The organism is Mycobacterium novum (assembly GCF_010726505.1).
GTDB classification, from domain to species: Bacteria; Actinomycetota; Actinomycetes; order Mycobacteriales; family Mycobacteriaceae; genus Mycobacterium; species Mycobacterium algericum.
Window position 1 is genome coordinate 3,872,597 of the sequence record NZ_AP022562.1, and the last position, 18,576, is coordinate 3,891,172.

Here is an 18,576-nt window from a genome sequence, read left to right on the forward strand (position 1 = left end):
GAGCGACGTGGGCTCTGAGGAGGGCTTCGAGGTCGAGCGGCGTGAGCAGGAGGGCGGCCAGCCGGTGGCGGTCTTCCAGCCGCCGGACCAGGACTCGCCCACTGAGCGCACCGATCTGCTCAAGGTGCCCACCAGTGCCTCCCGGCGGGTACGGGCCAGGATCGCCCGCCGGATCACCGCCCAGCGCGGCGCGCTCAGCCCGGTGCTGGAACCACTGGTCGCAGTGCACCGGCAGTTCTACCCGAAGGCGAACCTGGCGTTGCTGCAACGCGCCTACGAGGTCGCCGAACAACGGCACGCCACCCAGCTGCGGCACTCCGGGGACCCCTACATCACCCACCCGCTGGCGGTGGCCACCATCCTGGCGGAGCTGGGGATGGACACCACCACGCTGGTGGCCGCACTGTTGCACGACACCGTCGAAGACACCGGCTACACCCTGGAGGCGCTCGCCGGGGAGTTCGGCGACGAAGTCGCCCACCTGGTCGACGGGGTGACCAAGCTCGACAAGGTGGTGCTGGGCACTGCCGCCGAAGCCGAGACCATCCGCAAGATGGTGATCGCGATGGCGCGCGACCCGCGGGTGCTGGTGATCAAGGTCGCCGATCGGCTGCACAACATGCGGACCATCCGCTTCCTGCCGCCGGAGAAGCAGGCCCGCAAAGCCCGCGAGACGCTGGAAGTGATTGCGCCGCTGGCACACCGGTTGGGTATGGCCACGGTCAAATGGGAGCTCGAGGATCTGTCTTTCGCGATCCTGCACCCGAAGAAGTATGAGGAGATCGTGCGGCTGGTGGCCGACCGGGCGCCGTCACGCGACACCTATCTGGCCAAAGTGCGCACCGAGATCATCAACACGCTGGCGAAGTCGAAGATCGCCGCGAACGTCGAAGGCCGGCCCAAGCACTACTGGTCGATCTATCAGAAGATGATCGTGCGGGGCCGCGACTTCGACGACATCTACGACCTGGTGGGCCTGCGAATCCTGTGCGACGAGATCCGGGACTGCTACGCCGCGGTCGGTGTGGTGCACTCGCTGTGGCAGCCGATGGCCGGCCGGTTCAAGGACTACATCGCCCAGCCCCGCTACGGCGTCTACCAGTCGCTGCACACCACGGTGATCGGCCCGGAGGGCAAGCCGCTGGAGATCCAGATCCGTACCCGGGAGATGCACCGCACCGCCGAATACGGCATCGCCGCGCACTGGCGCTACAAGGAGGCCAAGGGCCGCAACGGTGTTCCGCATCCGAACGCGGCCGCCGAGATCGACGACATGGCCTGGATGCGCCAGTTGCTGGACTGGCAGCGGGAAGCCGCCGACCCCGGCGAGTTCCTCGAGTCGTTGCGCTACGACCTGGCTGTCAAGGAGATCTTCGTCTTCACGCCGAAGGGTGACGTGATCACGCTGCCCAATGGCTCGACCCCGGTGGACTTCGCTTACGCCGTGCACACCGAGGTCGGTCATCGCTGCATCGGGGCCCGGGTCAACGGCCGGCTGGTGGCGCTGGAGCGCAAGCTGGAAAACGGGGAAGTGGTCGAGGTTTTCACCTCCAAGGCCCAGAACGCCGGTCCGTCCCGGGACTGGCAGCAGTTCGTGGTGTCGCCGCGGGCCAAGGCCAAGATCCGGCAGTGGTTCGCCAAGGAGCGCCGCGAGGAGGCGCTGGAATCCGGTAAGGACGCGATCGCGCGCGAGGTGCGCCGGATGGGGTTGCCGCTGCAGCGGCTGATCAGCGGTGAGTCGATGGTCGCGGTGGCCCGCGAATTGCACTACAGCGACGTGTCCGCGCTCTACACCGCGGTCGGGGAGAACCACATCTCGGCGCACCACGTGGTGCAGCGGCTGGTGGCCCAACTCGGTGGGGTGGATCAGGCCGAGGAGGACCTTGCTGAGCGCTCCACCCCGCTGACGATCCCGCGCCGCGAGCGGCACACCGACGACGTCGGTGTCGCGGTGCCCGGTGCCTCCGGGGTGCTGACCAAGCTGGCCAAGTGCTGTACCCCGGTGCCTGGCGACGAGATCATGGGCTTTGTCACCCGCGGCGGCGGGGTGTCGGTGCATCGCACCGACTGCACCAACGCCGACGCGCTGCGGCAGCAGGCCGAGCGGATCATCGAGGTCAAGTGGGCGCCGTCGCCGTCGTCGGTGTTCCTGGTGGCCATCCAGGTCGAGGCGCTCGACCGGCACCGACTGCTGTCGGACGTGACCAAGGTGCTCGCCGACGAGAAGGTCAACATATTGTCGGCCTCGGTCACCACGTCGCGGGACCGGGTGGCGATCAGCCGGTTCACCTTCGAGATGGGCGACCCGAAGCATCTCGGGCATCTGCTCAACGTGGTGCGCAACGTCGAGGGCGTCTACGACGTCTACCGGGTGACCTCGGCGGCCTAGCTGCGTTTCTTGGCGCGAGCAGTCCCCCGCAAGCGGGAGGTGCCCCCAACGAAAGCCCCCAAAAACACCCGTCAAAGGGGGCTTTCGCGACTGCTCGCGGGGGATTAGTCGGCGCGGATGGACTTGATGGTCACCTTGGTGGCCGGCGGGCCGTCGGTGCCGCCGCCCTGGACGCCGCCCGCGGCGATCTTGTCCAGCGTGTCCAGCCCGTCCTGCTGAATCGTGCCGAACACCGTGTACTGCGGCGGCAGCATCGAGTCCTGATAGACCAGGAAGAACTGACTGCCGTTGGTGCCCGGCCCGGCGTTGGCCATCGCGAGGGTGCCGCGCGGGTAGCGCACCGGTTGCTGCGCGGCCGGGTCGTTCGGCGCGTACTGGTCGGTCGGGTATTCGTTGGCGAACTCATAGCCCGGGCCCCCGGTGCCGTCGCCGGCCGGGTCGCCGCACTGCAGCACACTCAGCATCGGAGACGTCGTCAACCGGTGGCACTGGGTGTCGGCGAAGAAATCCTTGGCGCCCAGGCTGATGAAACTGTTGACCGTGCAGGGTGATTGGGCGTTGTCGAGCATCAGCCCGATGGGGCCCTGATCGGTCATCATCGACACGCTGACCTCAGCCGGCTCGGTCGGGACCTTTCCGGAGCGTGGCGGCTCGACCGGCTTGCTGGCCGGACGGGCTTTGGGGTACTGGCAGTCGGCGCCCAGGGTGGGCGAGGCGGTGAACTTCGGCAGCTGACCGGGCTCGCCGGGGGACGGCGCGGGAGCGTCGGAGGTCTCCGAGGTCGGGACGGCGTTGATGTTGCCGGTATCGCCGTCGTCGCGCAGCACCACGAACACCACGCCGGCCAGCAGCGCCACGGCCACCACCGCGCCGGCGATCATCAGTATCCGGCGCTGCTTGCGTGCCGCCTCGGCGCGCTGCTGCACCTGTTCGTCCAGCTTGCGCTTGGCCTGGGCGCGCCGTTCTTCGTTCGTGGACACCGCCGGAATACCTCCCTGGCTTGCGGGTGAGTCGGCTCTACAGTCTGCCAAAGTCTGCCAGCACCGCCCACGTCCATGCCGCAACGGCGCGCAATGGGAAACTGGTGCACGTGTTGGTCACCGGATTCCCCGCCGGAATGCTGGCGTGCAACTGCTACGTCGTGGCGCAGCGGCAAGGCGCCGACGCGATCGTCGTCGACCCTGGGCAGCGCGCGATGTCCCGGCTGCGCCACATCCTCGACGAGAATCGGCTGACGCCGTCGGCGGTGCTGCTCACCCACGGCCACATCGACCACATCTGGTCGGCGCAGAAGGTCTCCGACACCTATGGCTGCCCGACCTACATCCACCCCGAGGACCGCTTCATGCTCACCGATCCACTGCGGTCTCTGGGCACGCTGCCGGGCCAGGCGCTGTTCGGCGTCTTGAGCAAGGTGATGTTCTCCGAACCCAAACAGCTGGTCGAACTGGATCGCGACGGGGACAAGATCGGCCTGGGCGACACCACGGTCACCGTCGATTTCACTCCCGGGCATACCCGCGGTTCGGTGGTCTTCCGGGTCGACGGTGACGCCACCGAGGTGGTGTTCAGCGGGGACACCCTGTTCCAGAACTCGGTCGGGCGCACCGACCTGCCCGGCGGTAGCGGCCGCGATCTGATGAACTCGATCGTCGACAAGCTGCTGTGCCTCGACGACGCCACCGTGGTGCTGCCCGGCCACGGACCCACCACCACCATCGGCGCCGAACGCCGGTTCAACCCGTTCCTGGAAGGGCTGAGCGCGTGAGCACCTTTGCCGCCCCCAAGGGGGTGCCCGATTACGTGCCGCCCGCTTCGGCGGGCTTCGTCGCGGTGCGCGACGGATTGTTGACGGCGGCCCGCCGTGCCGGCTACGGCGACATCGAGCTGCCGATCTTCGAGGACACCGCGCTGTTCGCCCGCGGAGTGGGGGAGTCCACCGACGTGGTCTCCAAGGAGATGTACACCTTTGCCGATCGCGGCAACCGGTCGGTGACGCTGCGCCCCGAGGGCACCGCCGGGGTGGTGCGCGCGGTGATCGAGCATGGGCTGGACCGCGGTCAACTGCCGGTCAAGCTGTGCTACGCGGGGCCGTTCTTCCGCTACGAGCGTCCGCAGGCCGGCCGGTACCGGCAACTGCAGCAGGTCGGGGTGGAGGCCATCGGGGTCGACGATCCGGCGCTGGACGCCGAGGTGATCGCGGTCGCCGATGCCGGTTTCCGTTCGCTGGGCTTGGACGGCTTCCGGCTGGAGATCACCTCGCTCGGTGACGACACCTGCCGGCCGGCTTACCGAGAGTTGTTGCAGCAGTTCCTATTCGGCCTCGACCTCGACGAGGAGACTCGACGGCGCGCCCAGCTCAACCCGCTGCGGGTGCTCGACGACAAGCGCGCGGAGATCAAAGAGATGACCGCGGACGCCCCGCTGATGCTCGACCACCTCTCAACCGGGGCCAAAGCGCATTTCGACACGGTGCTGGCACACCTGAACGCCCTGGGCGTGCGGTACGAGATCAACCCACGCATGGTGCGCGGTTTGGACTACTACACCAAGACCACCTTCGAGTTCGTTCATGACGGGCTCGGCGCGCAATCGGGGATCGGCGGCGGCGGCCGCTACGACGGACTGATGCGCCAACTCGGCGGGCAGGACCTGTCCGGGATCGGCTTCGGGCTCGGGGTGGACCGCACGCTGCTGGCGCTGGCCGCCGAGGGCAAGGCCGTCGGCGCGACCGCCCGCTGCGACGTGTTCGGGGTGGGACTGTCCGAGGCGGCCAAACTTCGACTGGCGGTGCTGGCCGGCCAACTGCGCGCCGCCGGGGTACGGGTGGATCTGGCCTACGGTGACCGCGGGCTCAAGGGCGCGATGCGCGCCGCCGACCGCTCCGGCGCCGTGCTGGCACTGGTGGCCGGGGACCGCGACCTGGAAGCCGGCACCGTCGGCGTCAAGAATCTGGCCACCGGCGAACAGCATGATGTGCCGATCGACGGCGTGGTCGACGAAGTCCTGCGGCGGCTGCCGCGTTGAGGACCGCCCGCAGATCGCTTTAGGTCCCGAGTCGACAAACGCTCATCTGGCACTTCTGGCACTCCGGTACCGTGACGCGGTATGACGACCATGCGGAATGTGACAGCCGTACTCGGCGCGACGCTGCTTGCGGCGGTGGCCGGAGTGCTGGCCGGCCCGGCGACGTCACTGGCGGAGCCGACGCCCTCGACGGATTCTTCGGCGGAATCGCCGGCGCCTGCCCCGGCGGAGAATGCGCCCGAACCCTCGGGTGAGGCCCCGAAGGCGGCGGGCGAGGCCCCGAAGGCGGGGGAGACCCCGGCGAAGGGCACGACCGGGGGCCACGAGGTCACCTACACCATCACCGCCACCAGCGACCTGACCGGCAACATCTCCTACATCAAGACCGACCCGCCGAGCATGGCGGCCTACAACGCCAACTCCTCGGAGTATCTGGAGACCGTCCGCGTGCCGATCGGCGGCGGACAACCACTGGTCTACACCGCGACACTGGCCGACCCGGGCCAGTGGGCGCTGGTCACCGCCAGCGGGGGATTGCGGATCAACCCCGAGTTCCACTGCGAGATCGCCGTTGACGGTGAAGTGGTGGTCTCCCAACAGGGTGGCAGCGGGGTGACCTGCTCGACCCGGCCGTGGTGATGCCGGCTCACTCGGCGAAGACGTAGACCCACGCCCGCGCGCCGGAGCGCAGCGGGACCGAGATCCGTCGGTAGGCGTCGACTTCGTAGTCGTCGGCGGCGGCCAGTTCGGCGGTGCTGATGGCGAATACCGTGCCGCTGACCGCTGCGTCGGGCGCCGCCGACGGGCGCAGGATCGGGTGGCGGTCGCTGCCGCTGAGCGCCACCACCTCGGGGTCGGTGATCGTCACGTAGTCCAGGTCGTAGCCGATGATGGCGTCGGGCCGGCCGTCGAGTTCGCGTCCGAAGGTGTTGCGCTGTACCTCGGGCAGCCGCAAGGTGCCGTAGGAGAACAGCAGTTCGGTGTTCACCGCGCGCCGGTTCCGTCGGTGGTCACGACGACGACCTCGGCGGGTTCGCCGCCCACGGCACGGATGCGGTGACTGACCGAGGCGTCGAAGTAGGCGCTGTCGCCGGCCGCCAGGGTCCAGCTCTCATCGCCGTATGCCAGCTCGACGGTGCCGGAGTGGACGAACACGAATTCCTGGCCGCCATGCTGCGAGCGCAGCGGGTGGGAGGTTCGGGTAGCGCCGGGACGTAGCACGAACGGGGACATCGTTTTTCCCAGCATGCCCGAGGCGATCGCCCGATAGCGTTGCCGATCGGCGCTGCGGTCGGCGGCGCGGTCGACGGCAATGTTGTCCTCGTCACCGCGTTCGGCGAACAGTTGTGCCACATCGACATCCAGCGCCCGGGCCACCTTGATGGCCGTCGCGATCGACGGCGTGCTGCGGCTGCGTTCGATCTTGGACAGGTAACTCTTGGTCAGCCCGGTCCGCTCGGCGAGGCCCTCGAGGGTGAGTCCTCGCTGCTTGCGGACGTTACGCAACAGTGCCGTCATGCTGGACATGATGACACAACGGTATGACACAAGGTGTCCTATCGACTACGGTTGTGTCATCTGCTGCCTACCGAGGAGCTGCCATGGCCAGCACGTTCGACGACTCCAAGTCCGATCTGATGGAGCAGGCGGAACGGCGCTTCGCGGCGAATGTCGGGCAGGACAGCTGGTCCATCCGCCAGAAACTGGCGCTGACCTGCCGGGCGCTGTTCGACCGCGGTCACGACTCGGGGCTGGCCGGGCAGATCACCGCCCGCGCGGAGGCGCCCGGCACCTACTACACCCAGCGGCTCGGCTTGGGCTTCGACGAGATCACGCAAGACAACCTGTTGCTCGTCGACGAAGACCTCAACGTCCTGCAAGGCGAGGGAATGGCCAACCCCGCCAACCGATTCCACAGCTGGATCTACCGGGTGCGCCCCGACGTGCAGTGCATCGTGCACACCCACCCATTCCATGTGGCCGCCCTGTCGATGCTGGAGACCCCACTGGTCATCTCGCACATGGACACCACTCCGCTCTACGACGACTGCGCGTTCCTGCCGACCTGGCCCGGGGTTCCGGTCGGCAATGAGGAAGGCGAGATCATCTCGCAGGCCCTGGGCGACAAAAAGGCGATCCTGTTGGCGCACCACGGTCAGATCGTGGCCGGTGCCAGCGTCGAGGAGGCGTGCTCGCTGGCGGTGCTGATCGAACGCGCCGCCGCGCTGCAACTGGCCGCCATGGCCGCCGGCACCATCAAGGAACTCCCCGAAAGGCTGGCCCGCGAAGCCCACGACTGGACCCTGCTGCCCAACCGCAGCGTCGCCAATTTCGCCTACTACGCCCGACGGGCGCTGGCCGGCCACCCCGACGCGATCACCTGATAACCAAAGGAGCAGTTCGTGGCAGCACCCTTGCACGGCATCATCGGCTACCCGATCACACCGTTCGCCGACGACGGTATCGACACCGCGGTGTTGTCCGCCGTCATCGACCGCCTCGTCGACGCCGGTGTGCATGCCATCGCTCCATTGGGCAGCACCGGTGAGCTCGCCTACCTCAACGAACGCGAGTTCGACACCGTCGTCGACGCCTCCGTCGCGGCGGTGGCCGGGCGGTTGCCGGTGCTGGTCGGGGTCTCGGACCTGACCACCGCGACGACGGTGCGCCGCGCCCGCTACGCCGCGCAGGCCGGTGCCGACGCGGTGATGGTCGCGCCGGTGTCCTACTGGAAGCTCTCCGAGCTGGAGATCACCACGCACTACGCGGCGGTGTCCGGCGCCGTCGACATCGACATCGTCGCCTACAACAACCCGGCCACCTCGGGAGTGGACATGAGCCCCGAGCTGTTGGTGGGGATGTTCGAGGACATCGAGCACGTCACCATGGTCAAGGAGTCCACCGGTGATCTGACCCGGATGCTGCGCATCGCCGAGCTCTCCGACGGGCGGCTGCCGTTCTTCAACGGCAGCAACCCGCTGGTCCTCGACGCGCTGCGCGCCGGAGCGGCCGGCTGGTGCACCGCGGCCCCCAACCTGCGTGCCAAGCCGTGCCTGGACCTCTATACCGCGGTCACCGCGGGCGACCTCGACGCCGCGCAGGCACTCTACGACGACCTGAAGCCGCTGCTGACGTTCATCGTGGCGGGCGGGCTGGCGACCACGGTCAAGGCCGGCCTGGAGCTGCTCGGGGTGCCGGCCGGTGCGCCGCGGCGCCCACTGTTGCCGCTCGACGAGTCGGGCCGCGCCGAGTTGCGCAGCCTGCTCGGCTGACCCGGAGCTGCCGCTAACCCAGGTCGGCTGCGGCGAAGGTGTCGCACTGGTTGGGGTCCCCGGTCTGGTAGCCGACGGTGAACCAGTGCTGCCGCTGGGCCGATGCGCCGTGCGTCCAGGACTCCGGGTTGACGCGGCCGGTCGCGGCCTCCTGGATGCGGTCGTCACCCACCGACGATGCCGCGGACAGCGCGTCGCGGATGTCGTCGTCGGTCAGCGGCTTGAGGAACGGAACCCCGGTGCTCTTCTGCTTGGTCACCGCGGCGTAATGCGCCCACACCCCGGCGTAGCAGTCGGCCTGCAGCTCAGTGCGCACCCCGGCGCCGGTCGCGCCCTGCGCACCATGCTGGGCCCGGCCGAGCACGCCGCGGAGGTTCTGCACGTGGTGGCCGAACTCGTGGGCCACCACATACTCCTGGGCCAGCGGCCCGCTGCTGGAGCCGAACTGGTCGACGAGCACCTGGAAGAAATCGGTGTCGAAATAGGCGGTCTGGTCGCCCGGGCAATAGAACGGCCCGACGGCACTGGTGGCCGCTCCGCAGGCGGTGGAGGTCTGGCCGCTGAACAACTGCACCTGCGGACGGCTGTAACCGGGTAGCAGCTCCGACCACACCGCGTCGACCGAGTTGGCGGTCGCCACCACCCGGCACTGCACGTACCTGTTGGCGTCCTCACCGGTGCGGCACTTGCTGAGGTCGAACCCCGGCGCGGTGTACTGCCCGCGATCCACCGGCTGCTGGCTGAGCACGTCGCCGGGATCCGCCCCGAGCAGCAGCGCCACCACCATGATCACCAGCCCGGCGACACCACCGCCGATGGCGATCCCACGGCCGCCCCCGCCAGATGAGGTGGTGCTGGTATCAATCTGCATACCTTCGTTGAAGGTCATCGCACGCTCCGTGGAATTTCCGTAGGTTCCTGGTCACCGGCCGGCCGCCTTGTGAGCATCCTTAGCTTTGCATACCCGCACGGGCAGCCGGGTGGGTTGAGCCCGGTTACCGTGGCGAATCCAGGGAGTTCGTTAACCAAAGACGATCTTGGCTGACCGGTTCCCAAACCTTTACTGAATGTTTGTCGCGGTGCTGTACGGGGCGGTGGTGCCGGTGTTACGTTCTGCTTCCGGCTGCGGTGGGACCACACCCGCAACGGCCGCCACAGCCTTATGCCGCAGATTTACGGAGAGGTCGTCTGCCCGGTGAACGCGTCAGCTCGTGTTGTTACCCCCTGGTATGGCACATGGCCGGGGCTCTCGCTGGCATCGGCAGCCACAGCTTTATCAGATCGTTATTAGACGACGTCGGCTAGAGTGACGTGCGTCAACTACTGACCCAGACTTCGATCGCGTAACACCACATCGCTTCAGGTTCCAGGAGGAAAGATGTCATTCGTAACCGCTCAGCCGGAGGTTCTGACGGCGGCTGCGGGCAGCCTGTCGGGAATCGGTGACTCTATGACCGCGGGCTTGGCTGCCGCGGCCGCTCCCACCACCGGTGTGGTGCCGCCCGCCGCCGACATGGTCTCGGCGATGACTGCTGCCCAATTCGCCACCCACGCTCAGCTGTTCCAGCAGGTCAGCGCCCAGGCTGCGGCTGTTCACCAGCAGATCGTGGCCACCCTCAGCGGGAACTCCAACGCCTACGCCCTCACTGAGGCCGCCAACGCTGCGTCGGCCGGCTGAGTCGAGGCGCGTCAATGAGCTTCAGTATGTTCCCGCCGGAGATCAACTCCGGCTTGATATATACCGGGCCGGGTTCGGCGCCTCTGCTGGAGGCGGCGACGGCTTGGGCCAATCTGGCCGCCGAGTTGTCGACGTCGGCGACGGCGACGCATTCGGTGGTCACCAATCTGACCTCGACCTGGACGGGTATGGGGTCGGCTGCGGCGTCCTCGTCGGTTGCGCCCTATGTGGCCTGGCTACAGCAGGCGTCGGCCAACGCCACCCAGAACGCTGCGTTGGCCAGTCAGGCGGCCGCGCTGTTCGAAGCGGCCAGGTCCGGTTCGGTGCCGCCGCCGGTGATCGCGGCGAACCGGGCCATGCTCATGGCGTTGATCTCGACCAACTTCTTCGGGCAGAACACCCCGGCGATCGCGGCGACCGAAGCCCAGTACGAAGCGATGTGGGCGCAGGACGGCGCCGCGATGGACACCTATAACATGTCGGCCCAAGCCAACAACAACCTGCTGCAGGCCCAGTCGGCGCCGCCGAACTCTGCTCAGGCGACGCAACCGGGCTCGGCCGCGGACACCTCCACCGGAGCGCCCATCCCCGGTGACGGCGGGACCCCGCCCGTCAACCCGGGATACAACCTGTCGACGATCGGCGGGATCATGGATTCGATGGGCATCCCGACCACCGGCATCGACGAGACCCTGCTCGCCACCCAGCTGAGCCAGGTGATGTCGCCCATCAACACGATGAGCATGCCCGCCATGATGGCGGCGCGAATCCTGCCGATGCTGCTCATGCAGATGGCCCGGATGGGCGCGATGGGCGGCACGGGCGCGCTGGCCGGCCAGTCCGCCGGCGCGGCCGGCACCGGCACCCTGATGACCCAGATCGGCGACTTCGTCAACGACAAGCTGCAGGGCGCGGTCGGCGTACTGGCCGGCCACTTCAGCTCGGCGACCAACGCCATCTCCGCCAAGCTCGGCCAGGCCGCTTCGATGGGCGCGCTGAAGGTGCCGCAAGCCTGGTCGATGGCCGCCGACGGCATGGTTCGTGCCGCACCGGTGCTGCCGTCCACCACGGTGAGCGCTCCCATTCAGACGATGTCGGGATCGTCCGGGCTGCCGGGCGGTCCGTTCGGCAACGCGCTGATGGGTGCGATGGCCGGACGCGGACTCGGCGCAGTCGCCGCCAAAGCCCCCAAAGTTATGCCCCGTTCGCCGGCCGGCGGGTAACGGAAGGGGCCTGAACCACACGTGTCCGCCGGGCCGCCGCCCGGCACCACAACGAATTCCGAGCAAGAAGGAGAGATTTTCATGGCAACTCGTTTTATGACCGACCCGGATGCGATGCGGGCGATGGCGGGGCGTTTCGACGTTCACGCGCAGACGGTGGAGGATGAGGCGCGCCGGATGTGGGCGTCGTCGCAGAACATCGCCGGTGCGGGCTGGAGTGGGGCGGCGTCGATGCGCTCCCTGGACACCATGGGTCAGATGCAGACGGCGTTTCGCAACATCGTGAACATGCTGCACGGGGTGCGCGATGGGTTGATCCGTGACGCCAACCACTACGAGCAGCAGGAAGCTGCTTCCCAGCAGATCCTGTCGAGCTAGAAGGGCCAAGGAGAGCAACTATGTCGATCAATTACCAGTTCGGTGATGTGAATGCCCACGGTGCGTTGATCCGTGCTCAGGCTGCCTCGTTGGAGGCCGAGCACCAGGCGATCGTGCATGACGTGTTGGCGGCCGGGGATTTCTGGGGTGGCGCCGGTTCGGTGGCCTGCCAGGAGTTCGTGGCGCAGTTGGGCCGCAATTTCGCGGTGATCTACGAGCAGGCCAACGCCCACGGTCAGAAGGTGCAGACCGCCGGCAACAACATGGCCAACACCGACGCCTCGGTGGGCTCCAGCTGGGCCTGATCCAAGCCAGAACACAGCCGAGAACCGGTGCAGCCTGCGGGCTGCGCCGGTTCTTGGCGTTAGAGAGGTCGGTTCAGCGCGCCGGGCGGGTTACCGCCCGGCCACCGCTATCGAGGCGCACCCGCCCAGCACCGTGGTGGAGATGAAGGTCGCGGCGTTGGCCAGGTAGTTGTCCGACGGGTCGTAGGTCGGCAGCGCCAGCACGAACGCCCGCCGGTACTGCGCGGACAGCTCCGCGAAATCCTGGAGGGTGGGGTTGTTGCTGCGGCGACCCAGCTGCTGCATCTTGTTGGCCAGGCTGATCATCACCGGGCCGACCGCCAGGTTGATCGCCTTCTGCTGGGGATTCCAATAGGTTCCCGGGATGCTCGGGTCGATCTCCGTCCATTCGGCGGTGTCGGCGCCGAATTTGTCCAGTGCCGCTTTCCAATCGGCGCAGACCGGGTTGGGCCCGGTCAGGTAGCGCTGCGGGTTGGTGGGGTTCCCCGGTGGGGCGGTCTTGGTGGGCGCGGACTGTGCCTCGACCAGCGGCGCGCGGGTGGCCGCCGATCCGTTGTTGGCGGCCGCGCAGATCGCCGCCAGCGCCGAGGCCGCGCTGTGCGCGGTACCGGCCAGCGCGGCGTCGCGTTCGGTGTAGGTGGGAATGTGCTCCACGAACGCGCGGGCATAGGCAATGAACTGCTCGTAGAGCTCGCGCATCACCCGGTGCGGGGTGAGCTTCACCAGCCCGACGGTCTGCGCGGCGGCGTTACGCACCACCTGCCCGGCGGCCAGGTACTCCTTCTTCTGTTCGTCGTTCCACGCCGAGGCCGGGATCGACTGATCGCGCTCATTCCATTTGCCATGCCCGAGCAGCGACAGCGTGTTGGACAGGTTGCTGCTGATCGACCCCCACGCGGTGCAACTGGGGTCGCTCATGATGATCGCCACCGGGCCGGTGTCGTCCGCGCTGGCGATGCCCGAGGCGGCCGCATTGCGGCTGGAACTCCCGCCGTCAGCCATCGAACCCTTGCCAGGGTCCCCGCCCAGCAGCACCACCGCGACCAGCACCAGAGCGACCACGGCCAGCACCACCACGGCGGCCAGCCCCCATTTGAGGCTGTTGGACTGCTTTGGGGTGGCGACTTCCTCGTCGTCCTCGTAGTCGTAGTCGAAGTCGACGTCATCGGTCCCGTTGGTCACAGTGAGCCAGCTTAAAGCACCGGGCGGCGCGGGGCAGGGCAGCGATGCCTCTAGACTTGGCCACCGTCGAACCGTTACCTGACCGTCCTCAAACCAGGGGGTTTTAGTGCTGCGCAGCCACGACGCCGGCTCATTGCGGGCCACCGACGCCGGGCGCAGTGTCACCCTTGCCGGCTGGGTGGCACGCCGACGCGACCACGGCGGGGTCATCTTCATCGACCTGCGGGACGCCTCCGGGGTGGCGCAGGTGGTGTTTCGCGACCCGGCGGTGCTGGAGCAGGCCCACCGGCTACGCGCCGAATTCTGCGTCGCGGTCACCGGTGCCGTCGAAGTCCGCCCCGAAGGCAACGCGAACCCCGACCTGCCCACCGGCGCCATCGAAGTCAACGCGTCGGAGCTGACGGTCCTCAACGAAGCGGCACCGCTGCCGTTCCAGCTCGACGAACCGGTCGGCGAAGAGGCACGGCTGCGGCACCGCTACCTGGATCTGCGCCGTGAGAACGGCCCCGGGGCCGCGCTGCGGCTGCGGTCGAGAGTCAACGCAGCGGCCCGAACGGTGTTGGGCGAGCACGGCTTCGTCGAGATCGAGACCCCCACGCTGACCCGTTCCACCCCGGAGGGCGCGCGTGACTTCCTGGTGCCGGCGCGGCTGCAGCCCGGCTCGTTCTACGCGCTGCCGCAGAGCCCGCAGCTGTTCAAGCAGCTGCTGATGGTGGCCGGGATGGAACGCTACTATCAGATCGCCCGCTGCTACCGCGACGAGGACTTCCGCGCCGACCGGCAGCCGGAGTTCACCCAGCTGGACCTGGAGATGAGCTTCGTCGACGCCGAGGACGTGATCGGCATCGCCGAACAGGTGCTCACGGCGCTGTGGGCGTTGATCGGCTATGACCTGCCGACCCCGCTGCCGCGGATGACCTACGCCGACGCGATGCGCCGGTTCGGCTCCGACAAACCCGACCTGCGGTTCGGTCTGGAACTGGTGGAGTGCACCGCGTTCTTCAAAGACACCACCTTCCGGGTCTTCCAGGCCCCGTACGTGGGTGCGGTGGTGATGCCGGGCGGGGCATCACAGCCGCGGCGCACGCTGGACGGCTGGCAGGAGTGGGCCAAGCAGCGCGGGGCCAAGGGCCTGGCCTATGTGCTGGTCGGCCAGGACGGCGAACTGTCCGGACCGGTGGCCAAGAACCTCACCGATGCCGAACGCGCCGGACTGGCCGGACACGTCGGGGCCGCTCCGGGCGACTGCATCTTCTTCGCGGCGGGGCTTGCCAAACCGTCCCGGGCGCTGCTGGGCGCGGCCCGCGGCGAGATCGCCCGCCGGCTCGACCTGATCGACCCGGACGCCTGGGCGTTCACCTGGGTGGTGGACCCGCCGCTGTTCGAGCCCGCCGACGACGCCACCGCCGCCGGAGACGTCGCCGTGGGCTCCGGGGCATGGACCGCGGTGCACCATGCGTTCACCTCGCCCAAGCCCGAACACGCCGACAGCGTGGAATCCGACCCGGGTGCGGTGCTGGCCGACGCCTACGACGTGGTGTGCAACGGCAACGAGATCGGCGGCGGCTCGATCCGTATCCACCGCCGCGACGTCCAGCAGCAGGTCTTCAAGGTGATGGGGATCGATGAGGCGGCGGCGAACGAGAAATTCGGATTCCTGTTGGACGCCTTCAGTTTCGGTGCACCGCCGCACGGCGGGCTGGCGTTCGGCTGGGACCGGGTGGTGGCGTTGCTGGCCGGCGTCGACTCGATCCGCGAGGTCATCGCGTTCCCGAAGTCCGGTGGTGGCATCGACCCGCTGACCGACGCCCCGGCGCCGATCACCGCGGCGCAGCGCAAGGAATCCGGGATGGACGTGCCGCCCCAGCCGCGCTGAGGCCGGTAGACATCGGCAACGGTGTCGGCAAGGCTATCGGGCATGGATTCGGTTGAGTTCGCCCGGCTGGTGGTCTCCAGCATGCCGTTCGCGTCGGCCCTCCAGATCGACGTCACCGACCTGACACCGCAGCAGGTGACCGCCACCATGGCGTGGGCGCCGGAACGCTGCACCACCGCGGGAATCCTGCATGGGGGAGCGCTGATGGCGTTCGCCGACACCGTCGGTGCGGTGTGCGCGGTCGCCAACTTGCCGCAGGGCGCCAGCACCTCGACCATCGAATCGAAAACCAATTTCTTCCGCGCGGTCCGCGACGGCACCGTCACCGCGACCAGCCTTCCGCTGCACGTCGGACGGACCACGATCGTGGTGCAGACCGACCTGACCGACGACAACGGCAAACTGGTCGCCCGGGTCACCCAGACCCAGGCGGTGTTGGCACCGAAGTAGCCGGGCTCACCAGAACGGCTTGAGCAACTGGCGCATCGCCGGCGGCACCCAGCCCTTCACCGACGACGGGAATACCTTGCCGGGACCGCATTTCGGCCAGGCATACGGTCCCTGTTCATCGAGCACCCGGTTGGCGACGGCGATCTGTTCTTCGCGCGACGCCTTCGACGGCAGTCCGACACCACCGAATGCGCGCCACGTCGACGGTTTGAACTGCAGCCCGCCGTAGAAGCCGTTGCCGGTGTCGGCGGCCCAGTTGCCGCCCGATTCGCATTGGGCGACGGCGTCCCAACCCATCAACATGTTGCTGTCGGCGCGGGCGACACCTGCCGGCGCCAGTAGTCCGCCCATGATCCCCCCGGTGATCAGCCCGGACGCGGCCCACGCGAGACGCCGACTACCGAACTGCACGACACGCCGTGCCGTGTTCCGGTGCATATCACAACCTCCGTGATAGTTGTCTATCAGTGAGGTTTACGAGCATAACGCGATAAATGATGAAATTGCACATTTTGAATAGCTAAAGATGCAAATGGGATTGGTGTCATTAGCTGATGTAGTAGTCATTTAGAGTGGCTAGAGTTAACGCTGTTGTTATTGATACGTATGTTGCGAGAGATCTCTTAGAAATTAAGACTATTTTGAGTGACTATTGTTGTTTCTGAGGCAATTGTTGCTTAAGTGGCAGAAGTGACTGGCGGCGTTCGCAGGGCCTCGTGGCGCAACCCCGCCGAAAAAGTCGTCGGAATCGCGCGGCCGGTTCGCCCCGCGGCGGGGTCGGCGGCCCTAGGCTGCCTCGGGTGGCCGACCGCTATGGAACCGACATCCTCGCCGACAACCCGCACAGCGCCCGCAAGATCCGTTCCACCGAGGTGCCGGTGCAGCGCGGCATGGTCGTCGAAGACGCCCAGACCGGTTACGTCGGCGCCGTGACGCGTGTCGAATACGGCCGCATCGAGCTGGAGGATCGGCATGGCCGCACCCGCGGCTTCCCGCTCGGGCCCGGCTACCTGATCGACGGCAAGCCGGTGATCCTCACCGAGCCGCGACCGGCCGCACCTCAAGCGCCCGCTCGCACCGCGTCGGGCTCGGTGGCGGTACCGGGCGCGCGCGCCAGAGTGGCGCTGGCCAGCCGGATCTACGTCGAGGGTCGCCACGACGCCGAGCTCGTCGAACAGGTCTGGGGCGACGATCTGCGCATCGAGGGCGTCGTCGTCGAATACCTCGGTGGCATCGACGACCTGGCCGGCATCGTGGCCGAATTCCAGCCGGGCCCCGGGAGGCGGCTCGGCGTGCTGGTCGACCACCTGGTATCGGGTTCGAAGGAGACCCGCATCGCCGAGGCGGTACGCCGCGGGCCGGGCGGTGCGCACACCCTGATCGTCGGCCACCCCTACGTCGACATCTGGCAGGCGGTGAAGCCCGGGCGGCTCGGCTTGCGGAACTGGCCGACCATCCCGCGCAGCATCGAGTGGAAACACGGTATCTGCGCCGCCCTGGGCTGGCCGCACAACGGACAGGCCGACATCGCCGCGGCGTGGCAGCGCATCCGCGGCCGGGTGCGCGACTGGACCGACCTGGAGCCGGAGCTGATCGGCCGGGTCGAAGAGCTGATCGACTTTGTGACGCAATCCGGCTGAATCGGGTCACCGCGGTCAACCGGAGCGGTTGGATGACACCCATGAAAACAATTGCTGCCGTGGCTCATGCGCCCAACCAGCCGTTCGAGATCATGGAGCTGGATCTGGACGGGCCAGGGCCGGGCGAGGTGCTGATCAAATTCACCGCCGCCGGGCTGTGTCATTCGGATCTGCACCTGGCCGACGGCGACTGGCCCGCGCGATTCCCGATCGTTGGCGGACACGAGGGCTCCGGCATCATCGAAGACGTCGGTCCCGGTGTCACCAAGGTCGCCCCCGGCGATCACGTGGTGTGCTGCTTCATCCCCAGCTGCGGAACCTGCCGGTACTGCTCGACCGGCCGGCAGAACCTGTGCGACATGGGGGCGACCATCCTGGAGGGCTGCATGCCCGACGGCACCTTCCGATTTCATTCCGGCGGCACCGATTACGGCGGCTTCTGCATGCTGGGCACCTTCGCCGAGCGCGCGACCGTCTCGCAGCACTCGGTGGTCAAAGTCGACGACTGGCTACCGCTTCAGACCGCGGTGCTGGTCGGCTGCGGGGTGCCCACCGGCTGGGCGAGCGCCAACTACGACGGTGGGGTGCGCGCCGGGGACACCGTGGTGGTCTACGGCGTCGGCGGGGTCGGCATCAACGCGGTGCAGGGCGCCGCCCACGCCGGTGCCAAGTACGTCGTCGCGGTCGACCCGGTGGAGTTCAAGCGCGAGACCGCGCTCAAGCTGGGCGCCACCCACGCCTTCGCCACCGCCGAGGAGGCGATGGTCACGGTCGCCGAGCTCACTTGGGGTCAGATGGCCGATCAGGCGCTGATCACCGTCGGCGATCTGGACGAGGCCGTCACCACCGCGGCGTTCAACACCATCGGCAAGGGCGGCACCGTGGTGATCGCCGCGCTGGCGAAGCTGGAGAGCCTCGACGTGCACATCTCGGGGTCGCAGCTCGCGCTGTTCGGCAAGACCATCAAGGGCACCCTGTTCGGCGGGGCCAACCCGCAGTACGACATCGTGCGGCTGCTGCGCCTCTACGACGCCGGCAAACTCAAGCTCGACGAGTTGGTCACCCGCCGCTACACCCTGGAGCAGGTCAACGAGGGCTACCAGGATCTGCGCGACGGCAAGAACATCCGCGGGGTGATCGTGCACCGCTGAGCCGG

Annotated in this window: 20 protein-coding genes; 14 read left to right on the top strand and 6 right to left on the bottom strand. The window is 67.9% G+C overall.

Annotated features, from left to right (window positions below; all coding sequences use genetic code 11):
* The first annotated feature begins 64 nt into the window (after positions 1-64).
* Complete coding sequence (locus tag G6N19_RS18305) at positions 65-2,389, top strand: RelA/SpoT family protein (protein WP_041319925.1); 2,325 nt, start codon at positions 65-67, stop codon at positions 2,387-2,389.
* Positions 2,390-2,493: 104 nt separating this feature from the next.
* Here the strand turns inward: G6N19_RS18305 and G6N19_RS18310 are convergent, their stop codons facing one another.
* Positions 2,494-3,369 carry a peptidylprolyl isomerase gene (locus G6N19_RS18310; RefSeq protein ID WP_193465398.1) on the bottom strand — a complete coding sequence of 292 codons (876 nt, stop codon included), beginning with the start codon at positions 3,367-3,369 and terminating at the stop codon, positions 2,494-2,496.
* A gap of 110 nt (positions 3,370-3,479) precedes the next feature.
* Between G6N19_RS18310 and G6N19_RS18315 the strand changes: the two genes are divergently transcribed.
* The 3 genes from G6N19_RS18315 (at position 3,480) to G6N19_RS21715 (ending at position 6,055) form a co-directional block, all read left to right on the top strand.
* Entirely contained in the window at positions 3,480-4,157 is a 678-nt protein-coding gene (locus G6N19_RS18315) for an MBL fold metallo-hydrolase (protein ID WP_041319923.1), read from the top strand.
* A complete protein-coding gene (gene hisS, locus G6N19_RS18320) occupies positions 4,154-5,416 on the top strand; it encodes a histidine--tRNA ligase (protein ID WP_013829297.1) in 1,263 nt (420 codons plus the stop codon). The genes G6N19_RS18315 and hisS overlap by 4 nt, the downstream gene beginning before the upstream one ends.
* Before the next feature lie 81 nt (positions 5,417-5,497).
* On the top strand, positions 5,498-6,055 hold the full coding sequence (locus tag G6N19_RS21715; RefSeq protein WP_109559451.1) for a hypothetical protein: 558 nt from the start codon (positions 5,498-5,500) through the stop codon (positions 6,053-6,055).
* Positions 6,056-6,062: 7 nt separating this feature from the next.
* Here the strand turns inward: G6N19_RS21715 and G6N19_RS18330 are convergent, their stop codons facing one another.
* Together G6N19_RS18330 and G6N19_RS18335 are read right to left on the bottom strand one after the other, a co-directional pair.
* Positions 6,063-6,404 (bottom strand): gamma-glutamylcyclotransferase family protein, encoded by a 342-nt coding sequence (locus G6N19_RS18330; RefSeq protein WP_013829295.1) that lies wholly within the window; start codon positions 6,402-6,404, stop codon positions 6,063-6,065.
* Positions 6,401-6,934, bottom strand: a complete 534-nt coding sequence (locus G6N19_RS18335; protein ID WP_041319921.1) for a helix-turn-helix domain-containing protein — start codon at positions 6,932-6,934, stop codon at positions 6,401-6,403. Before G6N19_RS18335 ends, G6N19_RS18330 begins: the two co-directional genes overlap by 4 nt.
* 83 nt (positions 6,935-7,017) lie before the next feature.
* Here G6N19_RS18335 and G6N19_RS18340 point away from each other — a divergent pair, with 83 nt between their 5' ends.
* Together G6N19_RS18340 and G6N19_RS18345 are read left to right on the top strand one after the other, a co-directional pair.
* The gene (locus tag G6N19_RS18340; RefSeq protein ID WP_013829293.1) at positions 7,018-7,800 is read left to right on the top strand and encodes an aldolase; all 783 of its coding nucleotides are present in this window, start codon (positions 7,018-7,020) and stop codon (positions 7,798-7,800) included.
* Positions 7,801-7,818: 18 nt separating this feature from the next.
* Positions 7,819-8,688 carry a dihydrodipicolinate synthase family protein gene (locus G6N19_RS18345; protein WP_013829292.1) on the top strand — a complete coding sequence of 290 codons (870 nt, stop codon included), beginning with the start codon at positions 7,819-7,821 and terminating at the stop codon, positions 8,686-8,688.
* 13 nt (positions 8,689-8,701) lie between these two features.
* Here the strand turns inward: G6N19_RS18345 and ypfJ are convergent, their stop codons facing one another.
* Positions 8,702-9,577, bottom strand: coding sequence for a KPN_02809 family neutral zinc metallopeptidase (ypfJ, locus tag G6N19_RS18350; protein WP_013829291.1), 876 nt, complete (start codon positions 9,575-9,577; stop codon positions 8,702-8,704).
* 489 nt (positions 9,578-10,066) lie between these two features.
* Between ypfJ and G6N19_RS18355 the strand changes: the two genes are divergently transcribed.
* From G6N19_RS18355 to G6N19_RS18370, 4 genes are all read left to right on the top strand, one after another.
* Positions 10,067-10,366, top strand: a complete 300-nt coding sequence (locus tag G6N19_RS18355) for a PE family protein (protein ID WP_041318091.1) — start codon at positions 10,067-10,069, stop codon at positions 10,364-10,366.
* Positions 10,367-10,380: 14 nt separating this feature from the next.
* Positions 10,381-11,589: a PPE family protein gene (locus tag G6N19_RS18360; RefSeq protein WP_232062427.1), complete on the top strand. Its 1,209-nt coding sequence runs from the start codon at positions 10,381-10,383 to the stop codon at positions 11,587-11,589.
* Positions 11,590-11,670: 81 nt separating this feature from the next.
* A complete protein-coding gene (locus G6N19_RS18365; protein WP_013829288.1) occupies positions 11,671-11,967 on the top strand; it encodes a WXG100 family type VII secretion target in 297 nt (98 codons plus the stop codon).
* Between the two features lie 20 nt (positions 11,968-11,987).
* The gene (locus tag G6N19_RS18370) at positions 11,988-12,272 is read left to right on the top strand and encodes a WXG100 family type VII secretion target (RefSeq protein ID WP_013827941.1); all 285 of its coding nucleotides are present in this window, start codon (positions 11,988-11,990) and stop codon (positions 12,270-12,272) included.
* 90 nt (positions 12,273-12,362) lie between these two features.
* Here the strand turns inward: G6N19_RS18370 and G6N19_RS18375 are convergent, their stop codons facing one another.
* Positions 12,363-13,454, bottom strand: a complete 1,092-nt coding sequence (locus G6N19_RS18375) for a hypothetical protein (RefSeq protein WP_013829287.1) — start codon at positions 13,452-13,454, stop codon at positions 12,363-12,365.
* Between the two features lie 106 nt (positions 13,455-13,560).
* On the opposite strand from G6N19_RS18375, the gene aspS reads away from it, so the two are divergent.
* Entirely contained in the window at positions 13,561-15,330 is a 1,770-nt protein-coding gene (aspS, locus tag G6N19_RS18380) for an aspartate--tRNA ligase (protein ID WP_013829286.1), read from the top strand.
* A gap of 42 nt (positions 15,331-15,372) precedes the next feature.
* The gene (locus G6N19_RS18385; RefSeq protein WP_193465399.1) at positions 15,373-15,780 is read left to right on the top strand and encodes a PaaI family thioesterase; all 408 of its coding nucleotides are present in this window, start codon (positions 15,373-15,375) and stop codon (positions 15,778-15,780) included.
* 6 nt (positions 15,781-15,786) lie between these two features.
* On the opposite strand, the gene G6N19_RS18390 is transcribed toward G6N19_RS18385, so the two are convergent.
* A complete protein-coding gene (locus tag G6N19_RS18390) occupies positions 15,787-16,131 on the bottom strand; it encodes a transglycosylase family protein (RefSeq protein WP_013829284.1) in 345 nt (114 codons plus the stop codon).
* A 449-nt stretch (positions 16,132-16,580) separates the two neighbouring features.
* Between G6N19_RS18390 and G6N19_RS18395 the strand changes: the two genes are divergently transcribed.
* Together G6N19_RS18395 and G6N19_RS18400 are read left to right on the top strand one after the other, a co-directional pair.
* Positions 16,581-17,420 carry a DUF3097 domain-containing protein gene (locus G6N19_RS18395; protein WP_013829283.1) on the top strand — a complete coding sequence of 280 codons (840 nt, stop codon included), beginning with the start codon at positions 16,581-16,583 and terminating at the stop codon, positions 17,418-17,420.
* 41 nt (positions 17,421-17,461) lie between these two features.
* Positions 17,462-18,571 (top strand): NDMA-dependent alcohol dehydrogenase, encoded by a 1,110-nt coding sequence (locus tag G6N19_RS18400; protein WP_041318085.1) that lies wholly within the window; start codon positions 17,462-17,464, stop codon positions 18,569-18,571.
* Positions 18,572-18,576 lie beyond the last annotated feature (5 nt).

Bases quoted from the DNA above. Each gene is read 5' to 3' on its own strand.
- G6N19_RS21715 (WP_109559451.1), top strand. From the start codon at position 5,498: ATGACGACCATGCGGAATGTGACAGCCGTACTCGGCGCGACGCTGCTT.
- G6N19_RS18335 (WP_041319921.1), bottom strand. From the start codon at position 6,934: ATGACGGCACTGTTGCGTAACGTCCGCAAGCAGCGAGGACTCACCCTC.
- G6N19_RS18340 (WP_013829293.1), top strand. From the start codon at position 7,018: ATGGCCAGCACGTTCGACGACTCCAAGTCCGATCTGATGGAGCAGGCG.
- ypfJ (WP_013829291.1), bottom strand. From the start codon at position 9,577: ATGACCTTCAACGAAGGTATGCAGATTGATACCAGCACCACCTCATCT.
- G6N19_RS18355 (WP_041318091.1), top strand. From the start codon at position 10,067: ATGTCATTCGTAACCGCTCAGCCGGAGGTTCTGACGGCGGCTGCGGGC.
- G6N19_RS18360 (WP_232062427.1), top strand. From the start codon at position 10,381: ATGAGCTTCAGTATGTTCCCGCCGGAGATCAACTCCGGCTTGATATAT.
- G6N19_RS18365 (WP_013829288.1), top strand. From the start codon at position 11,671: ATGGCAACTCGTTTTATGACCGACCCGGATGCGATGCGGGCGATGGCG.
- G6N19_RS18370 (WP_013827941.1), top strand. From the start codon at position 11,988: ATGTCGATCAATTACCAGTTCGGTGATGTGAATGCCCACGGTGCGTTG.
- G6N19_RS18385 (WP_193465399.1), top strand. From the start codon at position 15,373: ATGGATTCGGTTGAGTTCGCCCGGCTGGTGGTCTCCAGCATGCCGTTC.
- G6N19_RS18390 (WP_013829284.1), bottom strand. From the start codon at position 16,131: ATGGGCGGACTACTGGCGCCGGCAGGTGTCGCCCGCGCCGACAGCAAC.
- G6N19_RS18400 (WP_041318085.1), top strand. From the start codon at position 17,462: ATGAAAACAATTGCTGCCGTGGCTCATGCGCCCAACCAGCCGTTCGAG.